The following is a 23,063-nucleotide window of genomic DNA, read 5'->3' on the forward strand; positions in this document are numbered from 1 at the left end:
CACTCTCTGTCGTCCTGCGACAGATCGTCGAGAGTCAAGGGCGTCCCGATCTGTGACTCATGGGCGGAGCGGCGAGGCGCACCATCAGGCTTCCTGCCCGTCTTTCACCTGATCCCAGCAGCCTCAGCAATATCTTGCGACGCGCACAGCATCGACCGCAATGGTTGTCGTGGGTCATTCGCATACGGAACCCCGACACGCGCTGTCCTGGGGAGTGAACAAGACTCACCATTTCCGCTCGGAAACCGAATTGAATGCGCATCAGATGCGCCGCCTCCCGCACGGAACCCACGGCTCCGGGCCGGCACCTGGGTCTCCGGCCTGCGCGCACTGTGGGCAACCTGTGAGTTCCCTGATTCTCATTCTTCGCTCAGTGAAGCCTCACGACCGCCCCAGAGAGCGGGCCGATCGTCATGGTCATGAACGAAACGAACGCGGGAGGCGTCCGGCGCCGGTCGGTCGAGATCGTGGTGCCGGTCTACAACGAGGCGCACGTCCTCACCGACAGCATCGGCCGTCTCCACGCATACCTCGAAGAGTCCTTCCCGTTCCCGTTCCGCATCACCATCGCGGACAACGCCAGCACGGACGCCACCTGGACGGTGGCGACCGACCTGACCCTGCGTCTGCCGCACGTCCACGCACAGCGGCTGGAGCAGAAGGGCCGGGGCCGCGCCCTGAAGCACGTGTGGAGCCGGTCCACTGCCGATGTGGTCGCCTACATGGACGTCGACCTCTCCACCGGTCTTGAGGGCTTCCTGCCACTCGTCGCGCCGCTCCTGTCCGGGCACAGCGACCTCGCCATCGGCAGCCGGCTGCACCGGCAGTCGGCGGTGGTGCGCGGCCCGAAGCGGGAGTTCATCTCGCGCTCCTACAACCTGCTCCTCAAGGCAGGCCTCGGCGCCCGCTTCTCGGACGCGCAGTGCGGCTTCAAGGCCGTCCGCACCGACGTCTTCCGCGCCCTCGCCCCGTACATCGAGGACACCGCCTGGTTCTTCGACACCGAACTGCTCGTGCTCGCCCAGCGCAACGGGCTGCGCGTCCACGAGGTCCCGGTCGACTGGGTCGACGACCCCGACAGCCGGGTCGACATCGTCCGCACCGCCGTCGACGACCTCAAGGGCATGGGCCGCATGTTCCGGGCCGGCGTCACCGGCCGCACCCGCATCAACGCCGTACCCCGCCGCACCACCGTCCCCCAGAACGTCACGGCCCTGCCCACCCCGGCAGCCACCGCCGTCGAGCCCATGGAGTACGCGTCATGACGACCCTCGCCCCGCCGCCCGCCCCGGCCCAGGACGGCCGCCACCGGGCCGCCACCCCGCCGGTCTCCCGTGCCAGAAGGCTCTTCATGGGCGCCCCCGAGGACCCGCGCTGGGCCCGCCCGGCCCTGTGGGCGATCCTGCTCCTGGCCACCGCCCTGTACGCCTGGAACCTCTCCTCGATCACCGGCAACACGTTCTACGACGCGGCGGTCTACTCCGGCACCAAGAGCTGGAAGGCGTTCTTCTTCGGCGCCCTGGACTCCGGCAGCTTCATCACCGTCGACAAACCCCCCTTCGCCCTGTGGGTGATGGGCCTGTCCGCCCGCGCCTTCGGGTACGGCACCTGGCAGTTGATGCTGCCGATGGTCGCCGTCGGCACCGGCTCGGTCGCGCTGCTCCACCGGATGGTCAAGCGGGACTTCGGAGTCGTCGCCGGCACGATCGCCGCGCTCGTCCTCACCCTCACGCCGATCACCGTCGCCATCAACCGCGACACCAACCCCGACCCGATCCTGGTCTTCCTGATGCTGCTCGGCGCCGCCGCGCTGCTGAAGGCCGTGCGCACGGGCAGGCTGATGCCGCTCGTCTGGTCGGCCGTCGCGATCGGCTTCGCGTTCAACACCAAGATGATGCAGGCGTACGTCGTACTGCCCGCGTTCTTCCTGGTCTATCTGTGGGCCGCCCGGGGCAGCCTGGGCCGGCGCATCCGCAACCTCGCCGTCGCCACGGTCGCCCTCGTCGTGAGCAGCGCCTGGTGGATGGTGATCGTCGACCTGATCCCGGCCTCCTCACGGCCCTACATCGGCGGCTCCACCGACAACACCGTGTGGGACCTGGTCATCGGCTACAACGGCTTCGGCCGGATCTTCGGCGCGAGTTCCTCGGTGGGCTCGGCCGGCAACGGCGCCAGCTTCGGCGGCAGCGCGGGCCTGTACCGGATGTTCAACAGCATCATGGGCGGCCAGATCTCCTGGCTGATCCCGTTCGCCGCGATCGCCCTCGTCGGCGGGCTGGTGCTGCGCGGCCGGGCGCCGCGCACCGACGCCCGGCGGGCCGCGCTGATGCTGTGGGGCGGCTGGTTCGTCCTGCACTTCCTGACCTTCTCCCTCGCCGAGGGCACCTTCCACCCGTACTACGTCACCGCCATGGCGCCGGGGATCGCCGCCCTGGCCGGCGCGGGCGGGGTCATGCTGTACAAGGCCTTCCGCGAAGGTTCGGCGGCCACCTGGGGCTGGGTCCTTCCGGCGGCCGTCGCCGCCAGCACGGTCTGGGCGGTCGTCCTGCTCCAGCGGGTCTCCGGCTCCGGCACGGTGTACACGGTCGCCGAGGTGGTGGCCGCTCTGGCCGGTGCGCTCGCGGTGACCGGGCTGCTGGTCGGGCGGTTCATGAAGCGGCAGAAGCTGATGGGCTTCGCGGCGCTCGCGGCGATCGTCGCCCTGCTGGCCGGACCGGCCGCCTACTCCGTCTCGGCGGCCACGACCGCGAGCACCAACGGCACCAACCCGACGGCCGGCCCGAATACCGGTGGTGGCATGGGCGGGATGGGCGGCGGCGGTGGCCAGCGCCCGAGCGGCAGCGCGCCGAGCGGCACCGGAACCTCTGGAAGCTCCGGCGGGCAGTCCATGGGGCAGCCGCCGACCGGGACGGGAAGCACCGGCACCGGAAGCACCGGCACCGAGTCCAGCTCCAGCTCCAGCTCCAGCTCCAGCAACGAGTCGCAGTCCGGCCGTACCGCCGGAGGCATGGGCGGCGGTCAGGTCAGTTCCGCGATGATCACGTACCTGAAGAAGCACCAGGACGGCGCCACCTGGCTGGTGGCCGTGGCCACCGACCAGACGGCCTCCTCGATCATCCTGGAGTCCGGCCAGCCCGTCATCTCCATGGGCGGCTGGTCCGGCAGCGACAACGCGATGACCCTCGCCAAGCTCAAGAGCCTGGTGAAGTCCGGCAAGCTGCACTACATCGTGGTCAGCAGCGACGGCGGCCAGGGCACCAACACCGAGATCGCGACCTGGGTGAAGAAGCACGGCACCGCCGTGAGCGCCTACAGCGGCCTGTACCGCCTGGACGCGTCCGACGTCAGCTGATCCCACCCGGAACGAGAAGGCGGGCCGCCAGGAGCGGCCCGCCTTCTCATGCGTTCCCGGGGTCACGCGGCGACGGGCAACCCCGCCGTCCGGAGCACGGCCCGCTCCGCGTCCACCACGAACACCTCGCAGCCGGGGCGGCCCGCCGCCCACGCGGCGCCCTCCGTACCCATCGCGAAGGCCGCCGTCGCCACGGCGTCGGCCTCCGTCAGGGTCGCGGCGACGACCGTGACGCTGAGCAGCCCGGTGGCCGGACGGCCCGTGCGGCCGTCGACGATGTGGTCGCCCCGCTCGTAGCGCCCGGAGGTCGCCACCGCCCCGTCCGTGATCTCCAGCACCAGACAGAGCTGATCGGCGTGTTCGGGGTGCCGTACCCCCACCCGCCAGGGCCCGCCGGCCGCGACCACGTCTCCCCCGGCGTTCAGGCAGAACCTCCGTGCCCCGGCCGCGGACAGCAGTTCCGCCGCCCGCTGCACCGACCAGCCCTTGACCACCGCGCACGGGTCGAGACCCCGGCCCGGCAGCCGTACGTCGAACGCGCCACCGGTCGCCAGCCGGTACTCCTCGCACAGCGCGAGCACCTCGGCGAGGTCCGGGCTCACCTCGGACTCGGCGAGCTCACCCCGGTCCAGGCGGGAGACCTCGCTGTCCGGCTTGAAGGGGCTGAACCGCTCGTCGACCTCGCGCAGCCACGCGAAGGCGGCGTCCGCGGCCTTCCCGAAGTCGCCCTCGTCGTCGATACGGAGCGAGACCGGGAAGCCCATGACGTGTTCGACTCGGTGCATGATCAGCCCTTCGCGTCGATCGCGGCCTGGAGCGACTCCTTGTAGCCGTCACTGGTGATCGTCGCGCCGGACACGGTGTCGATGTCCGCGCTCTGCGCCTTCAGTGTCTCAGAGATCAGCACCGGCACCGCGGCCGTCGTCTGCGGATGGTTCGGCTGCTGGAGCATCTTCACGGCGGAGATCTTGTCGCCGGAGAAGGTCACCTGGACCTGGACCGGGCCCTTGTCCGTGTTCACCGTCGAACCGGCGACCACCTTCGAGGCGGCGGACGCCGAGGCGGAGGCGGAGGCGGACGCCGAGGCCGAGGGAGAAGGCGACGCGGACGCCGACTTCTCGTTCTCGTCGATCGCCGCCTGGAGCGACTTCTTGTACGCGTCGCTCGTGATCGTCGCGCCGGACACGGTGTCGATGTCCGCGCTCTGCGCCTTGAGCGTCTCGGAGATCAGCACCGGCACCGCGGCCGTCGTCTGCGGGTGGTCCGGCTGCTGGAGCATCTTCACGGCGGAGATCTTGTCGCCGGAGAAGGTCACCTGGACCTGGACCGGGCCCTTGTCCGTGGTGATGGTCGTGCCCTTGACGACCGTGCCCGAGGCGGCGGTCGTGGAGGCGGACGGTGTCGTGGCCGGCTCGGCGGTGGTCGACGTCGTACCGCCGATCGACGGCTCGTAGCGCCAGACGGGGATGAGGCCCGCGATGCTCAGGGCGACGACAGGTATGGCTCGCTTCACGGTGTCTCTCTCATCCCGCCAGGCTGAAACGCTCGAAGTGGATCTGCGGCTTGGGCACGCCCAGGTCTCCCAGGGTGCGCAGCACCGCGTTCATCATCGGGGGCGGTCCGCACAGGAAGACGTCCCGGTCGGCGATGTCCGGCACCAGCCGGACCAGCTCGCGCGGGGCCAGCCTGTCGGGCACCGGCGGGCCGGTGACCAGGTGCAGCTCGGCGCCCTTGGCGACGGCGAGGTCGCGGAGCTCGTCGTAGAGGACGGCGTCCCGGTCGGTGCCGACGCGGTAGATGACGATCGCGTGGCCTTCGAGGTCCTCAAGGAGGGCGCGGATGGGGGTGACGCCGACGCCGCCCGCGATCAGCAGGGACTCGGCCTTCTGCCGGTGCAGGGTGGTGAAGGCGCCGTAGGGGCCCTCGGCGAAGACGCGGGTGCCGACCTTGAGGTGCCGCAGCCCGGCGCTGCCGTCGCCGGCCGCCTTGGCGGTCAGGCGCAGGGTGCGGCCGTCGGGGGCGGCGGACAGGGAGAAGGGGTTGGCCTGCCACCAGCGGTCCTTGGTGAGGAACCGCCACAGGAAGAACTGGCCGGCCTGTGCGCCCAGCTTGTCGAGGTCGCGGCCGGTGACATGGACCGAGACGACGTTGTCGGACTCGGGGACGACGGCGGAGACCCGGAACTGGTGGCGGTGGTTGCGCCACAGCGGCAGGACGAGACGGCCGAGGGCCACCGCGCCGAGCGCCACGCCCCACACCGCGTACCAGTACGTCTTCGCGGCGGACGAGGACGTGAAGGTCGTACCGACCGCGACCTGGTGGGAGAACGCGAGCACCACGGCCACATAGGTGTAGAGGTGGATGAAGTGCCAGGTCTCGTAGGCGAGGCGGCGGCGGGCGTAGCGGGCCGAGACGGCGCCGACCACGAGGATGATGCCGAGCGCGACGGTCGCGCGGAGCACGCCCTCCGTCGTCTCGGCGAGGTCGACCAGCTCACCGACCGGGCCGACGCCCGTGCCGTCGGCGTAGCCGAAGCTGATGAAGACGGCGTGTGCGAGCAGCGTCCAGAGCAGGGCGAAGCCGGTCCAGCGGTGCCAGGAGGTCAGCCGGTCCATGCCGATCCGGCGGTCCAGCCAGGGCAGCCGGGCCACCAGCACCAGCTGGAAGGCCATGACCAGGGCGCCGTAGAGACCGAAGAAGCGGCCGATGACGATCAGGGCGTTGGAGGCGAAGCCCGCCTGGGCGAAGAAGTAGGCGACCACGGCCGCGTTCACGGCGAGCACGGCGTACAGGCCCGTGCGGGCCACCACCCTGGGGCGTATCGCCGTGGGGGGCGCAGGGGGTGATTGGACGGTCGTCACGGGTCGGCAGCTCCTTGATCGGGTCCTGGGAGTCGAGCTTCACCCGCGGCTGCTGTCGTTTTCCTGTCGGACTGCTTTCAACTGTTTATCGATGTGTTTTCTGTGTGAGTACGGGTCTGGCGCCCACGGCGATGTGGCGCAGTATGTGCGGGTGGAAAAAGTACGACTCCTCGTCGTGGACGACGACCCGCCGATCGCCGACCTGGTCGCGACGGTCGCGCGGTACGAGGGCTGGGACGCGGTCACCGCCTACTCCGGTGAGGACGCGCTCGCCAGGGCCGCCGAGTTCAGGCCGGACATCGTCGTGCTCGACCTGATGCTGCCGGACCTGGACGGCTTCGGGGTCCTGGACCGGCTGCGGCAGTCCGGGGCGATGGTGCCCGTGGTGTTCCTCACGGCGCGCGACGGGGTCGCCGACCGGGTCGCGGGGCTGACCCGGGGCGGGGACGACTACCTGGTCAAGCCGTTCGCGGTGGAGGAGCTGATGGCCCGGCTGCGCACCGTGCTGCGGCGCAGCGCCGGACCCGGCTTCCAGCGCTCGGTGCTGCGGGTCGCCGACCTGACGATGGACGAGGACACCCGCGAGGTCCGGCGCGGCGACCGGCTGCTCTCCCTCACCCCCACCGAGTTCGAGGTGCTGCGCTATCTGATGCGCAAGTCGCCGACCGTGCTCACCAAGGCGCAGATCCTCGACCATGTGTGGGAGTACGGCTTCGGCGGCCGCTCCAACGTCGTCGAGCTGGTCGTCAGCCGGCTGCGCCGCAAGATGGACGAGGCCGGCGGGGAGTCGCTGATCCACACCGTGCGCGGCTTCGGGTACGTGATCCGCCGGCAGGCGGCCGAGTGATCGGCGGGCTCGGCAGGGTGGGCCGGGTGATCGGCAGGCTGCGCGGCTCGTACCGGAACACGCGCCTGGGCACCCGGCTGGCGCTGGGGCTCGGGGCGCTGGCCCTGGTGGTCTTCGCGGTCGTCGGCACGGCCCTGACTACGTACATGCGGGACTATCTGTCGGCCCAGCTCGACACCCAGCTCGGGCTCGCCCAGACCGCCCAGTCCAAGAGCATCGAGCAGACCGGCACCCTCCAGGGCAAGAAGTACTACCGCTGGTACTACGCGGTGTACGACGTCTCGCACGGCACCCCGGTGCTGCGCAAGCCCGAGGAGACCGGTGACCTGCCGGCGGACATCGGCGACCTCACCTCGGTCGCGAAGGCGCAGATAGCCGCCGGCACGGAGGTGCTGCGCACCAAGGACCTCACCGGTGAGGGCGAGTACCGGCTGCGCGGCTGCGAGGTGACGCCGGGGGTGGTGCTGGTCAGCGGCGCGCCGATGGACACCATCGACGGCACGGTACGACAGCTCGTCACGGTCCAGGTCGTCGCGTTCGGGCTGGCCCTGCTCGCGCTGGTGGTGTTCGGCCGCCGGCTGTTGCGCAACGGCCTGGAGCCGCTGAGCGACATGGCGCACACCGCGCACGGCATCGCCTCGCACAATCTGACGGAGTCGGCGGCCCGGCTGCCGCTGCGCGCGGCCAAGCGGGGCGGCGGCCCGGAGGTCGAGGAACTGCGCACCGCCTTCAACACGATGCTGGAGCACATCGACCACTCGCTGGCCGTCCGTGCCGAGGCTGAACAGCGGCTGCGCCGCTTCGTCGCGGACGCCTCCCACGAACTGCGCACCCCGCTGATGTCGGTGCGCGGCTACGCCGACCTGTTCCAGTACGCGGCCGCCAACCACCCCGAGGAGCGCGACAAGCACCTGGCCCGGCTGCGCGCCGAGGCGGCCCGGATGGGGGTCCTCCTCGACGACCTGCTGCTCCTCGCCCGGCTGGACGCCGCCGAGGTGGAGGCCCCGCTGCGTCTGGAGGACACCGACCTGACGGAGCTGGTCCGGGAGGCCGCCGACGCCTTCCGCGCCGCCCACTCCGGCCATCCCCTGACGGTGACCGCCGGCCCGGACCCGGTCCCGGTCCGCCTCGACCCGGTCCGTATCCGCCAGGTCCTGGACAACCTCCTCACCAACGCGGCCGTGCACACACCGACGGGCACGCCGGTCGCCGTGACGGTCGCCGTCGCCGCCGGCTCCGCGTCGGTGAGCGTCGCCGACCAGGGCCCCGGCATCCCGCCCGCCGACCGCGCCCGGGTCTTCGACCGCTTCTACCGCGTCGACAAGGCCCGCAGCCGCGACCGCGGCGGCAGCGGCCTCGGCCTGTCGGTGGCGCGGGCGCTGGTGGAGGCACACGGCGGGACCATCGCGCTGGACGACGGCCCGGAGGACACGACGGTGTTCACGCTGACGCTGCCCCGGCTCGGCCGCTGAGCCGGGGCGGCCCGAGGCCGAACGCGGGTGGGCACGGAGCCGGGTAACCGTCCTCGGCAACGGCCCTCAACCCCCGCTCGCCGTCGGCGATGCCGACGGCATGGGTGCCCTCGGCGGGAGTTCAGGCGACCGCTATCTCCCCCTCGCCCTCCTCCGGCCCCACCGGGCCCTGCCGGGTGTGCGGGCGGGCCGCCAGGACCGCGACGTCGTCCTCGGCGTTGCGGGCGTCGAGGCGGGTGAGGATGGATTCGAGGAGGGCGTCGACGCCGACGGCGGGGCTGAAGTAGAGGTCGGCGAGGCGTTGCAGGGAGCGGTCGATGTCCTCGCCCCGGTGCTCGACGAGGCCGTCCGTGAAGAGGATCAGGGACTGGCCGGGTTCCAGCTGGTGGGTGGCGGGCTCGTAGCCGCCGAAGCCGGTGCCCAGCGGTGGGCCGACGGGGATCGGCAGCAGGGAGGTCCGGCCGTCCTGGGCGATCAGCGCGGGCGGCAGGTGGCCGGCGCTGGCCAGGGTGACCTGGCCGCGGCTCGGGTCCACGCGCACGAGGAGGCAGGTCGCGGGTCTTCGGTCCGCCTCGGTCGCGGCGATGTCGTCCAACTGGCGCAGCACCCGGTGCGGGGGCAGCTCGGAGGACGCGATGTAGCGGAGGGAGGACCGGTACGCGTTCATGTCGACGGCGGCTTCGAGGCCGTGGCCCATCACATCGCCGACGACGAGCAGCGTGCGGCCGAAGTGCAGCCGTACCGTCTCGCACCAGTCGCCGCCGACCAGCACCCGCCCGCCGGCCGGGAGGTAGCGGATCGCCACGTCCAGGTTGGGGTGCGGCCGGCCCGGCTCGGCCAGCAGGGCGCGCTGCAGGTCGCCGGCGGTGCGGTTGACCTGCTCGTACTCCCGGGCGTGCCGGATGTGGGAGGCGGCGCGTTCGGCGAGGAGGGCCAGCAGCTCGGCCTCCGCGCGGGCGAAGGCGATGCCCTCCCGGGCGCACACCAGGACGCCGTACTGGTCGGACCCGCTGGTCAGGGGTAGGCACAGGGCAGGGCGGGCGCGTCTGACGACCGGGTGGGACAGCCAGGGGTCCGCCCAGTGGTCGGCGGCCGGGGTCCCCGCGTCCCGGGCCACCGCCGTCGCCCAGCCGGCGTCGGGCAGCAGATCGGCGTCGCCGGTGATCGACTCGTAGCCGGAGACGGTGTCGCCGTCCCGCCGCATCACGGCCGCGCCGCCACCGGCGAGCCGTACCGCCGCCCGGGTCAGTTCCGTACAGGTCGTGGACTCGTCGAGGGTCGTCCCGATACCGGCCGCCGCCGTCCGCAGCGACCGGAACGGAGCGGACGGGTCGGCGCCCGCACCGGGTCCGTCCGGTCTGCCCGGGCCGTCGGCGGACGCGGGGCCCCTACGGGACTGGAACCATCGCGCGACACCCGACACCCTCACAGAATCTCAAACAGCGCTGAAGCGGGCACCAGCCACCTGATTCTGGGTGCCTCGGCGGGCGGTTCACGGAGGTGGCGGGCACGAGAGCCACGACTGCCGGCTGTCGGCGGCCTCACCGCAGTGGGGAGCGGGCGCGGCGCCCGCTCCCCACCACCGGCTCACCCCTTCCCGGCCTGCTCCTCCCCCGCGATACCGACCGTCGCCGCCGCCTCCCCCTTCCCCCGCAGCGCGATCACGCTGAGGAGGCAGCAGACGAGGGCCGAGATGCCGCAGACGACGTAACCGACGGCGTAGCCGTTGCCGAGGGCCTCCAGGGCGATGGGCGCCGCGCCGCCGGGCGGGGAGGACGCCGGCACCGAGTTGACGGCGAGCGGGCCGCCCTCGGCCGCGACCTGGCCGGCCGCGGCCTTGACCTGGGCGCCTAGGCCGGAGCCGGCGAGCTTCGAGGTGAACTCGTCGGCGGCCCGGCTCAGGGCGATCGCCCCGATGACGGCCGGGCCGAGGGTGAACCCGAAGTCCCGCAGCAGGCTGGTCGAGGCGCTGGCCATGCCCGCGTAGTGGACCTCCACGGTGTTGACGGCGGTGGCGGTGATCGAGGAGACCGTGAGCGCGAACCCGATGCCGACCAGCCCGATGGGCACGATCAGCGAGGTGAGGGCGCGGTCGTGGACCGACAGGGTGGCGGCGGTGAAGTCCCCCGCCGCCATCAGGGCCAGGCCCGAGCCCAGCACCCAGCGCGGGCTGACCTTCTCCAGGAGCCGGGAGATCAGCGGCAGCAACAGCAGGGTCCAGGCGTTGAGCAGGATGAACGCGAACGAGCCGCGCAGCGGGCTCTGGTGCTGGATCGGCCCGAGCCGGATGCTGGTCGCGTAGGCCGTTCCGAGATAGCTGAACATCCCGACCACGGCGACGAACGAGGCGACCGCGAAGGCCCGGTTCCTGAACAGGTCCAGGCGCAGCAGCGGGGCGGCGGCCCGGCTCTCGGCGACGACGAAGAGCCCGATGAAGACGGCCGCGACCACGTACGCGATCACCACCGGGGTCGCCGCCCAGCCGTCCGACGGCCCCTGGATCACCGCGTACAGCAGGGCGAACATGCCGATGCCGATGGTGACCTGGCCGGCGAGGTCGAGGGAACGGCCCTCGGGCGCACTGGAGTTCTGTGCCAGCAGCTGGCTGAGCACCGTGCTGACCAGTGCCAGTCCGGTGACGACGACGAAGGCCCAGCGCCAGGAGCCGTAGTTCCCGGTGATGCCCCCGAGCACGGGGGCGATGAATCCGCCGCTGGAGAGGGCGGCCGCCCAGATCGTGATCGTGCGGGCGCGGTCCCGGGCCGTGTGCGTCCCGGCGGCGATCACGGCGAGCGAGGTCGGGAACAGCGCGGCCGCGCCGAGACCGGCGATGGCCTGGCCCACCCAGAGCATGTGGATACCGGTGCTCGCGGCGGCCAGTGCCTCGCCGACGACGAGCAGCGCGCCGCCGCCGACCAGCAGCCGCTTGCGCCCGAAGAGGTCGCCGAGGACGCCGAAGGTCAGCTCCAGCACGGTGACGGGCAGCAGGAACGCGTCGGAGATCCAGGTCAGCTGGGAGCCGACGGGATGCAGGTCCTCCTGGAACAGTCCGTTCAGGGTGGCCGGCATGGCGAGGGCGATCTGCGCCAGGCAGACCGCGAAACAGCCGGCGACGAGGGTGCCGACGGGCAGTGGGCCGGACGTCGTGCGAGGGGTGGAGTCGGGTTGCGAGCGCGTTTGAGTGGACACGTGGGCTCCCCTTTGAGCGGTGTACGGGGATGGCGGCGCCGAGAACGCGATGAATGTAGGGCAGTTTTTTCACGTCGGTCAATAGACTGCCCAATGTCAACATCAGCCTGAAGTCATGCCCATGACAATTCTGCTCCCACGCGGCACCCGGGCCGGGGGGCGTTCCCTCCCGGCCCGGCGCCAGGATCAGCTCTCGTCCGGCGTCAGCGTGAGCGAGATGCTGTTGATGCAGTACCGCTGGTCGGTCGGGGTCGCGTACCCCTCGCCCTCGAACACGTGCCCGAGGTGGGAGCCGCAGCGCGCGCAGCGCACCTCGGTGCGGACCATCCCGTGGGTGCGGTCCTCGATCAGCTCGACCGCGTCGGTGTCCTTCGGGTCGTAGAAGGACGGCCAGCCGCAGTGCGACTCGAACTTCGTGGTCGAGGTGAAGAGTTCGGCACCACAGGCCCGACAGGCGTAGACGCCCTTGGTCTTGGTGTCGGTGTACTCACCCCTGAAGGCCGGCTCGGTCGCCGCCTGGCGCAGCACGGCGTACTCGGCCGGGGTCAGCTCCGCCCGCCACTGCTCGTCCGGCTTCTCTACGTCGTACGACATGACTCTCAGCCCCTCACTTCGCCAGGCGTTCCAGGATCCTCGGGCCCAGGTCGGTCACGTCGCCCGCGCCCATGGTGAGAACCAGATCACCCGGCTTCGACATTCCCGCGATCACGGAGGGAACCTCGTCCTTGTCGTGCACGGCGGTGACGTCGGCGCCGGCGGCCCGCGCCGCCTCGATGATCAGCTCGCTGGTGATCCCGGGGATCGGGTCCTCGCGGGCCGGGTAGATGTCGAGGACGACCGAGGCGTCGGCGAGGGCCAGCGCGTCGCCCATCTCCTTGCCCAGCTCCTGGGTGCGGGAGAACAGGTGCGGCTGGAAGACGACGAGGATGCGGCTGTCGCCGGCGGCGCCGCGCATCGCCTCCAGGTCGGCGGTCATCTCGGTCGGGTGGTGGGCGTAGGAGTCGATCACCTGCACGCCCGCCGCCTCGCCCTTGAGCTGGAGGCGCCGCTTGACGCCCGTGTAGGCGGCCAGGGCGGGTGCGAGTTCGGCGGCCGGGACCCCCAGGGCCACGCCCGCGGCCAGCGCGGCGACGGCGTTGTGGGCGTAGTGCCGCCCGGGGACGGACACCGTGAACGTCAGTTCGTCCCCGTCCAGCAGGACGGTGACCTCGCTCTTCAGGCCCTGCGGTACGACGGACAGCACCCGGACGTCGGCGTCCGCGGCCTCGCCGTACGTCACCGTGCGCACCGTGCCGGCCACCCGCCGGGTCAGCTCGCGGGCGCCCTCGTGGTCGGCGTTGATCACCAGCGTGCCGCCGGGCACGATCCGGCCCGCGAAGGTCTCGAAGGACTCGTAGATCTCGTCCATCGAGGCGTAGTTGGCGTGGTGGTCGAGCTCCACGTTGAGGACGATGGCGACCTCGGGCGCGTACTTGTGGAAGCTGCGGTCCGATTCGTCCGCCTCGGCGACGAAGATCTCGCCCTCGCCGTGCAGGGCGTTGGAACCGGGCGCGTCGAGATCGCCGCCGATGGCGTACGACGGCTCGCGGCCCAGCTCGGTCAGCGACACGGCCAGCATGGACGTGGTGGTCGTCTTCCCGTGCGTCCCGGCCACCGCGATCGGCCGCAGGCCGTCCATCAGCGCGGCCAGCGCGTCCGAGCGGTGCACCACCGGGATGCCCAGCTCGGCCGCGCGCGCCAGCTCGGGGTTGTCCTTCCGGATCGCCGACGACACGACGACACAGCTGGCGTCGTCGGCCAGGTGTCCGGCCGCGTGCCCGATGTGCACGGTGGCGCCCAGCGCCCGCAGCGCCTCGGCGGTGGCGGACTCCTTGGCATCGCTGCCGGCCACCGCGGCCCCGCGCTGGGCGAGAATCTTGGCGATCCCCGACATCCCGGCGCCGCCGATGCCGATGAAGTGCGGTCGGTCCATGGCGGAAGGAAGCCCGGGTGCCATGTGTTTCTCCCCAGAGACGGTGACGTGCGAAAGCGTGCCTAGCCTATGTGCTCACACACGGGTCACTCTGCAAGGGACGCAAGGCATACCCACCCAGGGGCGCACCGCACCCCCACGGCGCCTACGCCTTACTGTGCGAGAACAACTTCAGCACCGGCACCCCCACCTTGTGCCGCGCCCGCGACGCCCAGTCCCGATGGAAGAACTCCTCCACATAGTGCGGATCGGTCAGCACGATCACCTCGTCCGCGCCCACCTCTTCCACCAGCTTCCGGAGCGCGTCCAGCGGATGGTCCTCGACCAGCCGCCCCTCCGCCGAACTCCCCGCCGCCCGCAGCGCCGTCAGCGACACGTCCAGCGCCTGCTCGGCCGGCCCCTTCGCCGCATCCCCCTCCGGCGTCTCCCGCTCGCGCGCGGCCTCGTCCAGTTCGCCGAGGGCGATGTCGTCGATGGCCCGCAGCAGACGGTCGGCCTGGTCGCCGCGGGGCTGGAGCAGCACATGGAAGGAGACCTGCTCGTCCCCGTGCAAGGTGGTGACGAACTCCACGTCGGCGGACGTCAGGGCCTTCTCGATCATCAGCACGCTTGTGAACACCAGGCGCCTCTTCTCCTTAGAGGACCGGTTCGGCCCTCTGTCCTCCGTGGGGCCCAGCACCCCTGCGGAAACCATCCTGCCCCGTGATCGCACGGGTACTGCCGGATTCAGTGTGCCCGTCCGAAGCTAAGCGGAACGGTAGATTCCGCTGATTTCAGGACCGGCGGTAGCGACCGAACAGGAATCCGGTCTCTTCCAGTAGGGACACTAGTTCGAAGCGATGGGGCACGGCGACACGGGGTCCCCCGGAGATCCGCTGGGCGTCCCCCGCGGTGAGCATCGGGGAGATCGTCAGGCACAGCTCGTCGAGGACGTCCGCGGCGACGAACTGCCCGAGCAGCCGGGGACCACCCTCGGTGAGCAGCCGGGTGTGGCCGAGGCCGGCGAGGGCGCGCACCGCGCGGGCGGGGTCGACACCGGCGCCGTCACCGGCGATCACCACCCGGGCCCCGGCCTTCTCGGCGGCGGCGACGCGGTCGGGGGCCGCCGCCGCGCCGGTGAGGACCAGCGTGGGCACGAGGGGCGAGGTGAACAGCGGGAGCGAGAAGTCGAGGTCCAGGCTCGCTGTGACCACGGCGACCGCGGCGACCTCGCGCTGTCCCGCCGCGGTCCGGGCCGCCGCGAACTCCGCACGCGCGCGTGCCGGCCGGTACCCCTCCTGCCGTACCGTTTCCGCACCCACGACCACGGCATCCGCGAGCCCGCGCAGGGTGCCGAAGATCCGCATGTCGGCCGCGCCGGAGATGGGCTGCGACCGCCCGTCGTGCTGGCCGGCCCCGTCGAGCGTGGAGACCATGTTGGCCCGCAGCCAGACCTCCCGCCCGTCGGGGTAGGCGTAGGCGCGGGCGAGTTCGGCGAGACTCCACTCCCCGTCCCCCGGCTCCTCCCGCGTACCGCCCGAGGTCTGGGCTGGTGTTTCTTCGGTCACAGGGAACAAGCGTCGCATGCCGTGCAGTGTGGCACGGCAACTAGCATGGGGAACCGTGTCGTCTTCTCCCGCCGCATCCGAGGTCAGCCCGATAGCCGACGCGAGCCCGTCGTCCCTGTGCGCCCGCTCGCCGCACGTCCCCGCGGACCGGCTGGTCGCCGAGATGGTGCCGCCACCCCGCTTCGACTCGGTCCGCTTCGCCACCTACATCCCGGACCCGAACCAGCCCAGTCAGACCGAGGCCGTAGGGGTCCTGGAAGGCTTCGCCGGCGGTCTCGGCGGGGCGCAGCCGGCGGCGGGCGCCAGGCGCGGCTTCTTCGGCTTCGGGAAGGCCAGGGCGCCGAAGACCCCGGCGGGGCCCCGCGGGGTCTACCTCGACGGCGGGTACGGCGTCGGCAAGACCCATCTGCTGGCCTCCCTCTGGCACGCCACCCCGGCCGAGCCCGCGCTCAAGGCCTTCGGCACCTTCGTGGAGCTGACCAACCTGGTCGGCGCCCTCGGCTTCCAGCAGACCGTACAGACCCTCTCCGGCCACCGTCTGCTGTGCATCGACGAGTTCGAGCTGGACGACCCCGGCGACACGGTCCTGGTGTCCACGCTGCTCGGCCGCCTGGTCGACGCCGGTGTCGCGCTCGCCGCCACCTCCAACACCCTGCCGGGCAAGCTCGGCGAGGGCCGGTTCGCGGCCGCCGACTTCCTGCGCGAGATCCAGGGCCTGTCCGCCCACTTCCGCGCCCTGCGCATCGACGGCGAGGACTACCGCCACCGCGGCCTGCCCGAGGCACCGGCGCCCTTCTCCGACGAACAGGTGACCAAGGCCGCGTACGCCACACCGGGCGCCTCGCTCGACGACTTCCCGGGCCTCCTGGACCACCTGGCCAAGGTGCACCCCAGCCGCTACGGCGCGCTGACCGACGACCTCAAGGCGGTCTGCCTGACGGACGTGCGGCCGGTGCCGGACCAGTCGACCGCGCTGCGGCTCGTGGTCCTCGCGGACCGGCTCTACGACCGCGAGGTCCCGGTGCTGGCCTCCGGGCTCCCCTTCGACCGGCTGTTCAGCGAGGAGATGCTGAACGGCGGCTACCGGAAGAAGTACTTCCGCGCGATATCGCGGCTCACCGCCCTCGCCCGGGACGCCAAGGGACTCGTGACCGCCGAGTAACGACTCGGCTATTCGATCAAGCCCTCCAGGTCAAGGGCTTGATCAGGCCACACCACCGGCACTTTTCACGCTCTCTTCGGCGCGCAACACGGAGTTAACCCTGCAAACAACTTTGCAGGGTTAACGTGTTTCTTGACCAGCCATTGACCTGTGCTTGATGCACACAAGAGGCGTGAACTGTCGCGAGGGGGGCTCATGTTCCGAGGTACGACGGCCCGGACCGTGATCTCGCTCCTGGCCGCCGCCCTGCTCGCCGTCCAGTTCTTCGCACCTGCGGCAACCTTCGCAGCCGCGCACACCCTCAGTCATGTCGAGGCCAAGGCCCAGCCCGGATTCAAGTCCCCGGTGAAGGCCGTGCGCGACGGCTCGCACACACTCCGCGACCACGGCCTGTGCGGGGAACCACCCAGCCCGCCGCCGACCGCGGACCGCCATCGCAGCTCTCTCGCCGGCTGGGCGGACGACCGTCCGGCCGCCGCCCGGCACACCGCGGCCATACCCGCCTCGGTGCGGCCCGCCGCCAAGCACCAGCGCACGTCAAGAGCGTCGAGAGCCCACTCACCGGCCGCGCTCCAGGTCTTCCGCTGCTGACGGGCGGGCTCTGCCTCGACCCCTCAACACCCCCCCACGACCGTCGTGCAAGCCCGACGCGCCGTCGAGGCGCGCCAGGAGGAGTCCACACACCATGCAGCCCCTCATCGACAACGCCCGTACGTTCGGACAGCGCCCTGAGGAGTTCGCCAGGCTCGCCGAAGGCCAGTCCCCGCAGGTGCTCTTCATCACCTGCTCCGACTCCCGGGTCGTTCCGGCCCTGATCACCGGCGCCCGCCCGGGCGAGCTCTTCGAGCTGCGTACCGCGGGCAACATCGTCCCGCCGTACGTCTCGGCCCACCCCACCAGCGAGGCGGCCACCATCGAATACGCCGTGGAGGTGCTCGGCGTCCGCGACATCGTCGTCTGCGGGCACTCGCACTGCGGCGCCGTCGGCGCGCTGGTGCGCGGCGACGACCTGACCGCCGTACCCGCCGTACGGGACTGGCTGGCGAGTGCCGAGCCGCGCCCGACCGGGGCGGCAGAGGATCCGGCGGTGGCCGAGGGCGTGCAGAGCCATGTGCTCGCCCAGCTGCTGCGGCTGCGCTCCTACCCGTTCATCGACCGGAAGCTGACGGAGGGTCGGCTGACCCTGCGCGGCTGGTACTACGAGGTCCACACCGGTGCCGTGCGCGAACACCGCGCCGGGACCGACGCGTTCGAGACCCTGTGAGCGTCGCGATGACCAAGTTCCCCCACCTCAAGTTCCCTTACATACGGCAGGACTTCGCTGCCTCTCTCGTCGTCTTCCTGGTCGCGCTCCCGCTGTGCGTGGGCGTGGCCGTCGCCTCCGGTGTCCCGGCCGAACTCGGCCTGGTCACCGGCATCGTGGGCGGTCTCGTCACCGGGCTGCTGCGGGGCAGCAGCCTGCAGGTGTCGGGGCCGGCCGCCGGCCTGACCGTGCTCGTCTTCGAGGCGGTGCACGAGTTCGGGCTGCCGGCGCTCGGTGTGATCGTGCTGGCCACCGGCGTCCTCCAGATCACCATGGGCGTCCTGAAGCTGGGGCGCTGGTTCCGGGCCATCTCGGTCTCGGTCGTGGAAGGCATGCTGGCCGGAATCGGGCTGGTCCTGATCGCCGGTCAGCTGTATCCGGCGCTCGCCGCCAAGGCCCCCGCGTCGGGGCCCGGCAAGATCGCCGGGCTGCCCGGGGCGCTCGCGAACGCGCTGGGGGACGGGGCCGCACTGGCCTCGTTCAACCTCGCCGCGGGCACCATCACGGTCCTGGTGCTGTGGAAGCACGCCCCGGCGAAGGTGCGGACGGTGCCGGGCCCGCTGGCCGCCGTCGGCCTCGCCACCCTGGCCGCGTTCTTCCTGAACCTCCCGGTCGCCACGGTCGAGGTGCACGGGCTGCTGGGCTCCGTCCAGCCGCCGCCGCTGAGCGCCTTCGGCGAGCTGGCGAGTCCCGCGCTGATCGGCACGATCGTCGCGTTCACGTTGATCGCGTCCGCCGAGTCCCTGTTCAGCGCGGCGGCCGTGGACCGGCTGCACGACGGTCCGCGCACCGAGTACGACAGGGAACTGGTCGCCCAGGGCGCGGGCAACGCGCTCTGCGGGGCGCTCGGCGCACTGCCGATGACCGCGGTGATCGTGCGCAGCGCGGCCAACGTCCAGGCGGGTGCCCGGACGAAGGCGTCCCGGGTGCTGCACGGCGTCTGGCTGCTGGTGTTCGCGGCTCTGTTCCCGGGAGTCCTGGGCTACATACCGATCCCGGCGCTCGCCGGAATCCTGGTCTACTCGGGCGCCAAGCTCATCCCCGTGCGCGCACTGGCCGCGCTCTGGCGCGAGCACCGGGGTGAGGCGCTGATCCTGGTCGTCACCGCGGTGTCGATCGTCGCGGTCAGCATGTTCGAGGGCGTGCTCATCGGGTTGGCCCTGTCGATCGTCAAGACCGCCTGGGAGGCCTCGCACCTCAAGCTGGAGGTCGTGGACAAGGGCGCGGGCCCGATCGACGCCTATCTGTCGGGCAACGCGACCTTCCTGCGGCTGCCGAAGATCCTGGACAGCCTGGAGGCGCTGCCGCAGGACCGCCCGATCCGGGTGGACCTGTCAGGGCTGCACCACCTCGACCACGCCTGCCGGACCGCGCTGGAGAACTGGGCCGAGCGGCACAGCGACGCCGGGACCGAGCCGGTGCGGGTCACGGCCGGCTGAGCGCTCCGCCGGGGGTGCGGGGACATGTCGTGGCTCGTCCGCGGCGCCGTCGCGGCCGGTCGCGCTCGCGCGGCGGTAGCCGCACATCAATGCAGCCCCGCGCCCCTTCAGGGCGCTCCGTGGCCCCGATGCTCCCGGCGGGCATATCGTTGAGCATCAGACATATCGGACCTCTTTACCTGGAGGTCGTGATGATTCAGGAGCTGCTGGTGGCAGTGGTCGCGGCGGGATCCGCCGGCGCGCTGTACCTGGCCGCCGCCGCACGGGTCGTCAAGCAGTACGAACAGGGTGTCCTGTTCCGGCTCGGCCGCGTCTCGGGAGACGTGCGACAGCCCGGCTTCAACGTGGTGATCCCGTTCGTGGACCGGCTGCACAAGATCAACATGCAGATCGTCACGCTGCCGGTGCCCGCCCAGGAGGGCATCACCCGCGACAACGTCACCGTGCGCGTGGACGCGGTCGTCTACTTCCGCGTGGTCGACGCGGTGAGCGCCCTGATCAAGGTCGAGGACTACAAGTTCGCCGTGTCGCAGATGGCGCAGACCTCGCTGCGGTCGATCATCGGCAAGAGCGACCTGGACGATCTGCTCTCCAACCGCGAGAAGCTCAACCAGGGACTGGAGCTGATGATCGACAGCCCGGCCGTGGGCTGGGGTGTGCAGGTGGACCGGGTCGAGATCAAGGACGTGTCGCTGCCGGACACGATGAAGCGCTCGATGGCCCGCCAGGCCGAGGCCGACCGGGAGCGCCGGGCCCGGATCATCAACGCCGACGCCGAGTACCAGGCCTCGAAGAAGCTCGCCGAGGCGGCCCAGCAGATGGCGAGCACCCCGTCGGCGCTGCAGCTGCGGCTGCTGCAGACGATCGTGGCGGTGGCCGCCGAGAAGAACTCCACGCTGGTCCTGCCCTTCCCGGTGGAGCTGCTGCGCTTCCTGGAGCGGGCCCAGCAGCCCCCGCCGAACGAGCCGGCTCAACAGCCCCCGCCGAACGAGCGGGCCCCGCAGCCCATGCCGAACGGCAGCGCCGCACCGGGTCTCGCCGAACCGGTGCACCTGGACCCGGGGGCGCCCTGACGGAGCGACCGCCGCCCGGGTGACCCGGCGCCGTGCCACCCATGAAAATCGGACATTCCACCCTACGTTCATACGGTGATCCGACTAGTACGCCGTATTGCCGGTACGACCGCCGTCTGCGTCGCCCTGGGCACCGCGCTCGCCGCCTGTGGCAGCGCCCAGGCCCCGCAGGCCTCCCAGGCCGGACACCCGGCCCCTGCCAAGCCCGCTCCCGCCGCCAAGCCGCCCACCCTCCCCGCGGGTCCCGGCGGCGCGGCGCCCGTCTTCTTCAACGGTCCGCGCGCCCTGGGCAAGACCGTCGCCCTCACCTTCGACGCCGACATGACCGCCGACCAGGGGCCGCGCGCGGCCTCCGGCGAGCACTTCGACAACCCGGCGCTGATCGCGACCCTGCGCAGGCTGAAGGTGCCGGCCACGGTCTTCATGACCGGCCGCTGGGCCGACCAGTACCCCGACCAGGCCCGTTCCCTCGGCCGCGACCCGCAGTTCGAGGTCGCCAACCACTCCTACAGCCACTACGCGTTCACCGACGACTGCTACGGCCTGCCGACCGTCTCCGGCGCGCACATGAAGTCGGACGTGCAGCGCGCCTACACGGCGCTGCTCAAGGCGGGCGTGCCGCACCCGATGCCGTACTTCCGCTTCCCCGGCGGGTGTTACGACCAGCAGGCGCTGCGCGCGGTCGGCGGGCTCGGGGTCACCGCGGTGCAGTGGGACGTGGTGAGCGGCGACGCGTTCGCGACGGACGCCGACGCGGTGACCAAGCAGGTGCTGGACGGGGTGAAGCCCGGTTCCGTGGTCGTCATGCACTGCACGCGCAGCGCCGCCCCGACCACCGAGGAGGTGGTCCGCAACGTCGTACCGGAGCTGCGCAAGCGGGGATTCCGGTTCGTGAAGGTGTCCGAGCTGATCGGGGAGACACCCGGTCACCGGTGACCGTCCTACGCTGGAGGCATGAGCGACGAGGGCTACTGCACGATCACCGGGGCCGCGAAGCCGCCGACGGCGGACGGGCCGCCGTACGCCGAGTGCGTGCTGTGCCGGGAGCCGACCGAGTACCCGGAGTCGTACAAGGGCATCACCATGTGTCCCCGGTGCTGGGGGTCCCCCCGCTCGAGCGAAGCCGAGAGTGGGGGAGGCAGGAGGCCAGCGGACCGCCTGTTCAGGGTGAGCGGCGGCCGTTGAGGGCGCAGGCCATGGAGAAGGCCGCGGTGGTGAGCAGGGCCGCCGCGGCCACCGGCAGCAGCGACACCGGGACCCGGCCGGACTCCGAGCCGGTGACCAGACCGCTGACGGCGGCGTGCGCCGGGGAACCCGAGAGCACCACCGCGAGCAGCGCGGCCAGCAGCATCGTGGGCACCGCCCGGCCCGGCGAGCGCAGCAGCGGCCGGTTGGTGAGCGCGCCGACGGCGCTGCCGAGCAGCGCGCAGGCGAGGGTCGCGAGGAGACCGGCGGCTCCGGCCCGCAGGGGTGGTACGGGGAGCCGGTGGTCGTTGGTGGCGTGCCGGCTGATCACCGTCACGACCAGGGTGGCCGCCGCACCGAGCAGCGCGGCGGCGAAGAGGGCGGTGAGCAGGGCGGCCAGATGGGCCCTCACCGGGCCGCGCGCCGCGACGACGCACGCCCGGGCGGCGGACGGCTCGCCCGTGACGCAGATCCGCACCAGCCAGGCGGCCACCGGCAGCAGCGCGGCGGCCGTGTAGCCGAGCGAGTCCAGCACCGGCTGACCGCTCTGCACTCCCACGCCCAGGAACACGGCGTACAGGATCACCGGCGGCAGCCAGCGCTGGGAGCGCAGGAGGAGTGCGGACTGGTAGCGGAGGAGTGCGGTCATGGGCGGTCTTTCTCGTCCGGTGGGACGTCCGGGGAGCTGACGGTGACCACGTGCCAGGGCGGGTGGGCCGTGAGGAGGGCACGCAGCACCACGTCCGAGTGGGACGCGGGAACCGTAAGACGGTAGGTGCCGGGGATGGGTTCCTCGGCCGAGGCGGCCGCGCGGGTCGCGTCGGCGGGGAGACGGCCGCCGGCGGGGCCCCGGACGGTGACGACGGTGTGCGGGCCGACAGGTGAGGCCGTGTCTCCGGTACGGGGTTCGAGGGCGCCGTCGACGACCTGGTAGGCCGCGTCGGGCGCGCCCGCGAGGCGCCGTGGATCGTGATCGACGAACACGACGGCGCCCCCGTCCGCGGTCCGCTCGGCCACCGCCCGCTCCAGCTCCGCGCGGGCCTCGGCGTCCAGACCGGTCCAGGCCTCGTCGAGGACGAGGAGCTGGGGGTCGGCGAGCAGGGCCTGGGCGACCGCGACCTTCTGGCTGGTGCCCTTGGAGAGCTGGGCCATGGGCGTCGCCGCGTAGGCGGCGGCGCCGAACCGCTCCAGCCAGTCCGTTGCACGGGCGGCGGCGGTGCGGCGGGAGAGGCCGTGGACGGTGCCGAGGTGGGTGAGATAGCCGGCGGGGGTGAAGGGGAGGGCCGAGGGGAAGCGCTCGGGCACGTAGGCGGTGCGGGGGCGGCCGGTGATACGGCCCTCGGTGGGGGTGTCTATGCCGGCGACGAGGCGGAGCAGGGTGGACTTGCCGGTGCCGTTCGCTCCCTCCACGCGGGTGAGGGAGCCGGGGGTGATGGTGAGGTCGACGCCTCTTAACACCCAGGGGCCGCGTATGCCGTAACGGCGGCCTACGCGGGCCAGTTCAAGATCACGGTGCATGGGGGTATTGTCGTGCGGTTTCGCCATGGGGGTGTGCACCGTTTCGGTCTGCGGGCCGGTTGCGGCTGGTCGCGCCCACGCGGCGGAGCCGCAAATCGACACAGCCCCGCGCCCCTTAGGGTGATGGGGTGAGCGTTGATTCC

At 71.8% G+C, this 23,063-nt stretch carries 22 protein-coding genes; 11 read left to right on the forward strand and 11 right to left on the reverse strand.

Features of this window, described 5'->3' with window-relative positions:
* Positions 1 to 419 precede the first annotated feature (419 nt).
* The gene (locus tag AB0D85_RS21810) at positions 420 to 1,265 is read left to right on the forward strand and encodes a dolichyl-phosphate beta-glucosyltransferase (RefSeq protein ID WP_362322524.1); all 846 of its coding nucleotides are present in this window, start codon (positions 420 to 422) and stop codon (positions 1,263 to 1,265) included.
* Positions 1,262 to 3,352 (forward strand): glycosyltransferase family 39 protein, encoded by a 2,091-nt coding sequence (locus tag AB0D85_RS21815; RefSeq protein ID WP_362322526.1) that lies wholly within the window; start codon positions 1,262 to 1,264, stop codon positions 3,350 to 3,352. Before AB0D85_RS21810 ends, AB0D85_RS21815 begins: the two co-directional genes overlap by 4 nt.
* A 62-nt stretch (positions 3,353 to 3,414) precedes the next feature.
* On the opposite strand, the gene AB0D85_RS21820 is transcribed toward AB0D85_RS21815, so the two are convergent.
* Genes AB0D85_RS21820 through AB0D85_RS21830 form a run of 3 tightly spaced genes read right to left on the reverse strand, consistent with a single transcriptional unit; the run spans position 3,415 to position 6,213 of the window.
* Complete coding sequence (locus AB0D85_RS21820) at positions 3,415 to 4,137, reverse strand: FAD:protein FMN transferase (protein ID WP_362322528.1); 723 nt, start codon at positions 4,135 to 4,137, stop codon at positions 3,415 to 3,417.
* 2 nt (positions 4,138 to 4,139) lie between these two features.
* Positions 4,140 to 4,865 carry an FMN-binding protein gene (locus tag AB0D85_RS21825; protein WP_362322530.1) on the reverse strand — a complete coding sequence of 242 codons (726 nt, stop codon included), beginning with the start codon at positions 4,863 to 4,865 and terminating at the stop codon, positions 4,140 to 4,142.
* Positions 4,866 to 4,875: 10 nt separating this feature from the next.
* Positions 4,876 to 6,213 carry a ferredoxin reductase family protein gene (locus tag AB0D85_RS21830; RefSeq protein ID WP_362322532.1) on the reverse strand — a complete coding sequence of 446 codons (1,338 nt, stop codon included), beginning with the start codon at positions 6,211 to 6,213 and terminating at the stop codon, positions 4,876 to 4,878.
* Positions 6,214 to 6,364: 151 nt separating this feature from the next.
* Between AB0D85_RS21830 and AB0D85_RS21835 the strand changes: the two genes are divergently transcribed.
* Together AB0D85_RS21835 and AB0D85_RS21840 are read left to right on the forward strand one after the other, a co-directional pair.
* Positions 6,365 to 7,060 carry a response regulator transcription factor gene (locus tag AB0D85_RS21835; RefSeq protein ID WP_362322534.1) on the forward strand — a complete coding sequence of 232 codons (696 nt, stop codon included), beginning with the start codon at positions 6,365 to 6,367 and terminating at the stop codon, positions 7,058 to 7,060.
* A 26-nt stretch (positions 7,061 to 7,086) separates the two neighbouring features.
* On the forward strand, positions 7,087 to 8,532 hold the full coding sequence (locus tag AB0D85_RS21840) for a HAMP domain-containing sensor histidine kinase (protein WP_362322605.1): 1,446 nt from the start codon (positions 7,087 to 7,089) through the stop codon (positions 8,530 to 8,532).
* 121 nt (positions 8,533 to 8,653) lie between these two features.
* On the opposite strand, the gene AB0D85_RS21845 is transcribed toward AB0D85_RS21840, so the two are convergent.
* The 6 genes from AB0D85_RS21845 to AB0D85_RS21870 form a co-directional block, all read right to left on the reverse strand.
* Positions 8,654 to 9,955, reverse strand: coding sequence for a PP2C family protein-serine/threonine phosphatase (locus AB0D85_RS21845; RefSeq protein ID WP_362322536.1), 1,302 nt, complete (start codon positions 9,953 to 9,955; stop codon positions 8,654 to 8,656).
* A gap of 164 nt (positions 9,956 to 10,119) precedes the next feature.
* Entirely contained in the window at positions 10,120 to 11,721 is a 1,602-nt protein-coding gene (locus AB0D85_RS21850; protein ID WP_362322538.1) for an MFS transporter, read from the reverse strand.
* A gap of 186 nt (positions 11,722 to 11,907) precedes the next feature.
* Complete coding sequence (msrB, locus tag AB0D85_RS21855; RefSeq protein ID WP_362322540.1) at positions 11,908 to 12,315, reverse strand: peptide-methionine (R)-S-oxide reductase MsrB; 408 nt, start codon at positions 12,313 to 12,315, stop codon at positions 11,908 to 11,910.
* Between the two features lie 13 nt (positions 12,316 to 12,328).
* Complete coding sequence (murC, locus tag AB0D85_RS21860) at positions 12,329 to 13,717, reverse strand: UDP-N-acetylmuramate--L-alanine ligase (RefSeq protein WP_362322542.1); 1,389 nt, start codon at positions 13,715 to 13,717, stop codon at positions 12,329 to 12,331.
* A gap of 121 nt (positions 13,718 to 13,838) precedes the next feature.
* Positions 13,839 to 14,294 (reverse strand): indole-3-glycerol phosphate synthase, encoded by a 456-nt coding sequence (locus tag AB0D85_RS21865; protein WP_362322607.1) that lies wholly within the window; start codon positions 14,292 to 14,294, stop codon positions 13,839 to 13,841.
* A 172-nt stretch (positions 14,295 to 14,466) separates the two neighbouring features.
* Complete coding sequence (locus tag AB0D85_RS21870; protein WP_362322544.1) at positions 14,467 to 15,258, reverse strand: pyrimidine reductase family protein; 792 nt, start codon at positions 15,256 to 15,258, stop codon at positions 14,467 to 14,469.
* A 37-nt stretch (positions 15,259 to 15,295) separates the two neighbouring features.
* On the opposite strand from AB0D85_RS21870, the gene zapE reads away from it, so the two are divergent.
* From zapE to AB0D85_RS21905, 7 genes are all read left to right on the forward strand, one after another.
* Positions 15,296 to 16,402 (forward strand): cell division protein ZapE, encoded by a 1,107-nt coding sequence (gene zapE / locus AB0D85_RS21875; RefSeq protein WP_362322546.1) that lies wholly within the window; start codon positions 15,296 to 15,298, stop codon positions 16,400 to 16,402.
* Between the two features lie 195 nt (positions 16,403 to 16,597).
* Positions 16,598 to 16,993 carry a hypothetical protein gene (locus AB0D85_RS21880; protein WP_362322548.1) on the forward strand — a complete coding sequence of 132 codons (396 nt, stop codon included), beginning with the start codon at positions 16,598 to 16,600 and terminating at the stop codon, positions 16,991 to 16,993.
* Positions 16,994 to 17,087: 94 nt separating this feature from the next.
* A complete protein-coding gene (locus AB0D85_RS21885; protein ID WP_362322550.1) occupies positions 17,088 to 17,666 on the forward strand; it encodes a carbonic anhydrase in 579 nt (192 codons plus the stop codon).
* An 8-nt stretch (positions 17,667 to 17,674) separates the two neighbouring features.
* Entirely contained in the window at positions 17,675 to 19,144 is a 1,470-nt protein-coding gene (locus AB0D85_RS21890) for a SulP family inorganic anion transporter (RefSeq protein WP_362322552.1), read from the forward strand.
* 191 nt (positions 19,145 to 19,335) lie between these two features.
* Positions 19,336 to 20,217: a slipin family protein gene (locus tag AB0D85_RS21895; RefSeq protein WP_362322554.1), complete on the forward strand. Its 882-nt coding sequence runs from the start codon at positions 19,336 to 19,338 to the stop codon at positions 20,215 to 20,217.
* A 75-nt stretch (positions 20,218 to 20,292) separates the two neighbouring features.
* A complete protein-coding gene (locus tag AB0D85_RS21900; protein ID WP_362322556.1) occupies positions 20,293 to 21,153 on the forward strand; it encodes a polysaccharide deacetylase family protein in 861 nt (286 codons plus the stop codon).
* Between the two features lie 18 nt (positions 21,154 to 21,171).
* Positions 21,172 to 21,402 carry a hypothetical protein gene (locus tag AB0D85_RS21905; RefSeq protein ID WP_362322558.1) on the forward strand — a complete coding sequence of 77 codons (231 nt, stop codon included), beginning with the start codon at positions 21,172 to 21,174 and terminating at the stop codon, positions 21,400 to 21,402.
* On the opposite strand, the gene AB0D85_RS21910 is transcribed toward AB0D85_RS21905, so the two are convergent.
* Both AB0D85_RS21910 and AB0D85_RS21915 read right to left on the reverse strand, forming a co-directional pair.
* Positions 21,380 to 22,051: an ABC transporter gene (locus AB0D85_RS21910; RefSeq protein ID WP_362322560.1), complete on the reverse strand. Its 672-nt coding sequence runs from the start codon at positions 22,049 to 22,051 to the stop codon at positions 21,380 to 21,382. The two genes, AB0D85_RS21905 and AB0D85_RS21910, sit on opposite strands and share 23 nt — an antisense overlap.
* Positions 22,048 to 22,920 carry an ATP-binding cassette domain-containing protein gene (locus AB0D85_RS21915; protein ID WP_362322562.1) on the reverse strand — a complete coding sequence of 291 codons (873 nt, stop codon included), beginning with the start codon at positions 22,918 to 22,920 and terminating at the stop codon, positions 22,048 to 22,050. Before AB0D85_RS21915 ends, AB0D85_RS21910 begins: the two co-directional genes overlap by 4 nt.
* Between the last annotated feature and the right edge of the window lie 143 nt (positions 22,921 to 23,063).

Origin of the sequence: Streptomyces sp. NPDC048277, from assembly GCF_040652235.1 — a bacterium.
GTDB lineage: Bacteria > Actinomycetota > Actinomycetes > Streptomycetales > Streptomycetaceae > Streptomyces.

Coding starts and splice junctions, on each gene's coding strand:
- AB0D85_RS21810 (WP_362322524.1), top strand. CDS start 420: ATGAACGAAACGAACGCGGGAGGCGTCCGGCGCCGGTCGGTCGAGATC.
- AB0D85_RS21865 (WP_362322607.1), bottom strand. CDS start 14,294: ATGATCGAGAAGGCCCTGACGTCCGCCGACGTGGAGTTCGTCACCACC.
- AB0D85_RS21880 (WP_362322548.1), top strand. CDS start 16,598: ATGTTCCGAGGTACGACGGCCCGGACCGTGATCTCGCTCCTGGCCGCC.
- AB0D85_RS21890 (WP_362322552.1), top strand. CDS start 17,675: ATGACCAAGTTCCCCCACCTCAAGTTCCCTTACATACGGCAGGACTTC.
- AB0D85_RS21895 (WP_362322554.1), top strand. CDS start 19,336: ATGATTCAGGAGCTGCTGGTGGCAGTGGTCGCGGCGGGATCCGCCGGC.
- AB0D85_RS21820 (WP_362322528.1), bottom strand. CDS start 4,137: ATGCACCGAGTCGAACACGTCATGGGCTTCCCGGTCTCGCTCCGTATC.
- AB0D85_RS21915 (WP_362322562.1), bottom strand. CDS start 22,920: ATGCACCGTGATCTTGAACTGGCCCGCGTAGGCCGCCGTTACGGCATA.
- AB0D85_RS21885 (WP_362322550.1), top strand. CDS start 17,088: ATGCAGCCCCTCATCGACAACGCCCGTACGTTCGGACAGCGCCCTGAG.
- murC (WP_362322542.1), bottom strand. CDS start 13,717: ATGGCACCCGGGCTTCCTTCCGCCATGGACCGACCGCACTTCATCGGC.
- AB0D85_RS21905 (WP_362322558.1), top strand. CDS start 21,172: ATGAGCGACGAGGGCTACTGCACGATCACCGGGGCCGCGAAGCCGCCG.
- AB0D85_RS21910 (WP_362322560.1), bottom strand. CDS start 22,051: ATGACCGCACTCCTCCGCTACCAGTCCGCACTCCTCCTGCGCTCCCAG.
- msrB (WP_362322540.1), bottom strand. CDS start 12,315: ATGTCGTACGACGTAGAGAAGCCGGACGAGCAGTGGCGGGCGGAGCTG.
- AB0D85_RS21870 (WP_362322544.1), bottom strand. CDS start 15,258: ATGCGACGCTTGTTCCCTGTGACCGAAGAAACACCAGCCCAGACCTCG.
- AB0D85_RS21815 (WP_362322526.1), top strand. CDS start 1,262: ATGACGACCCTCGCCCCGCCGCCCGCCCCGGCCCAGGACGGCCGCCAC.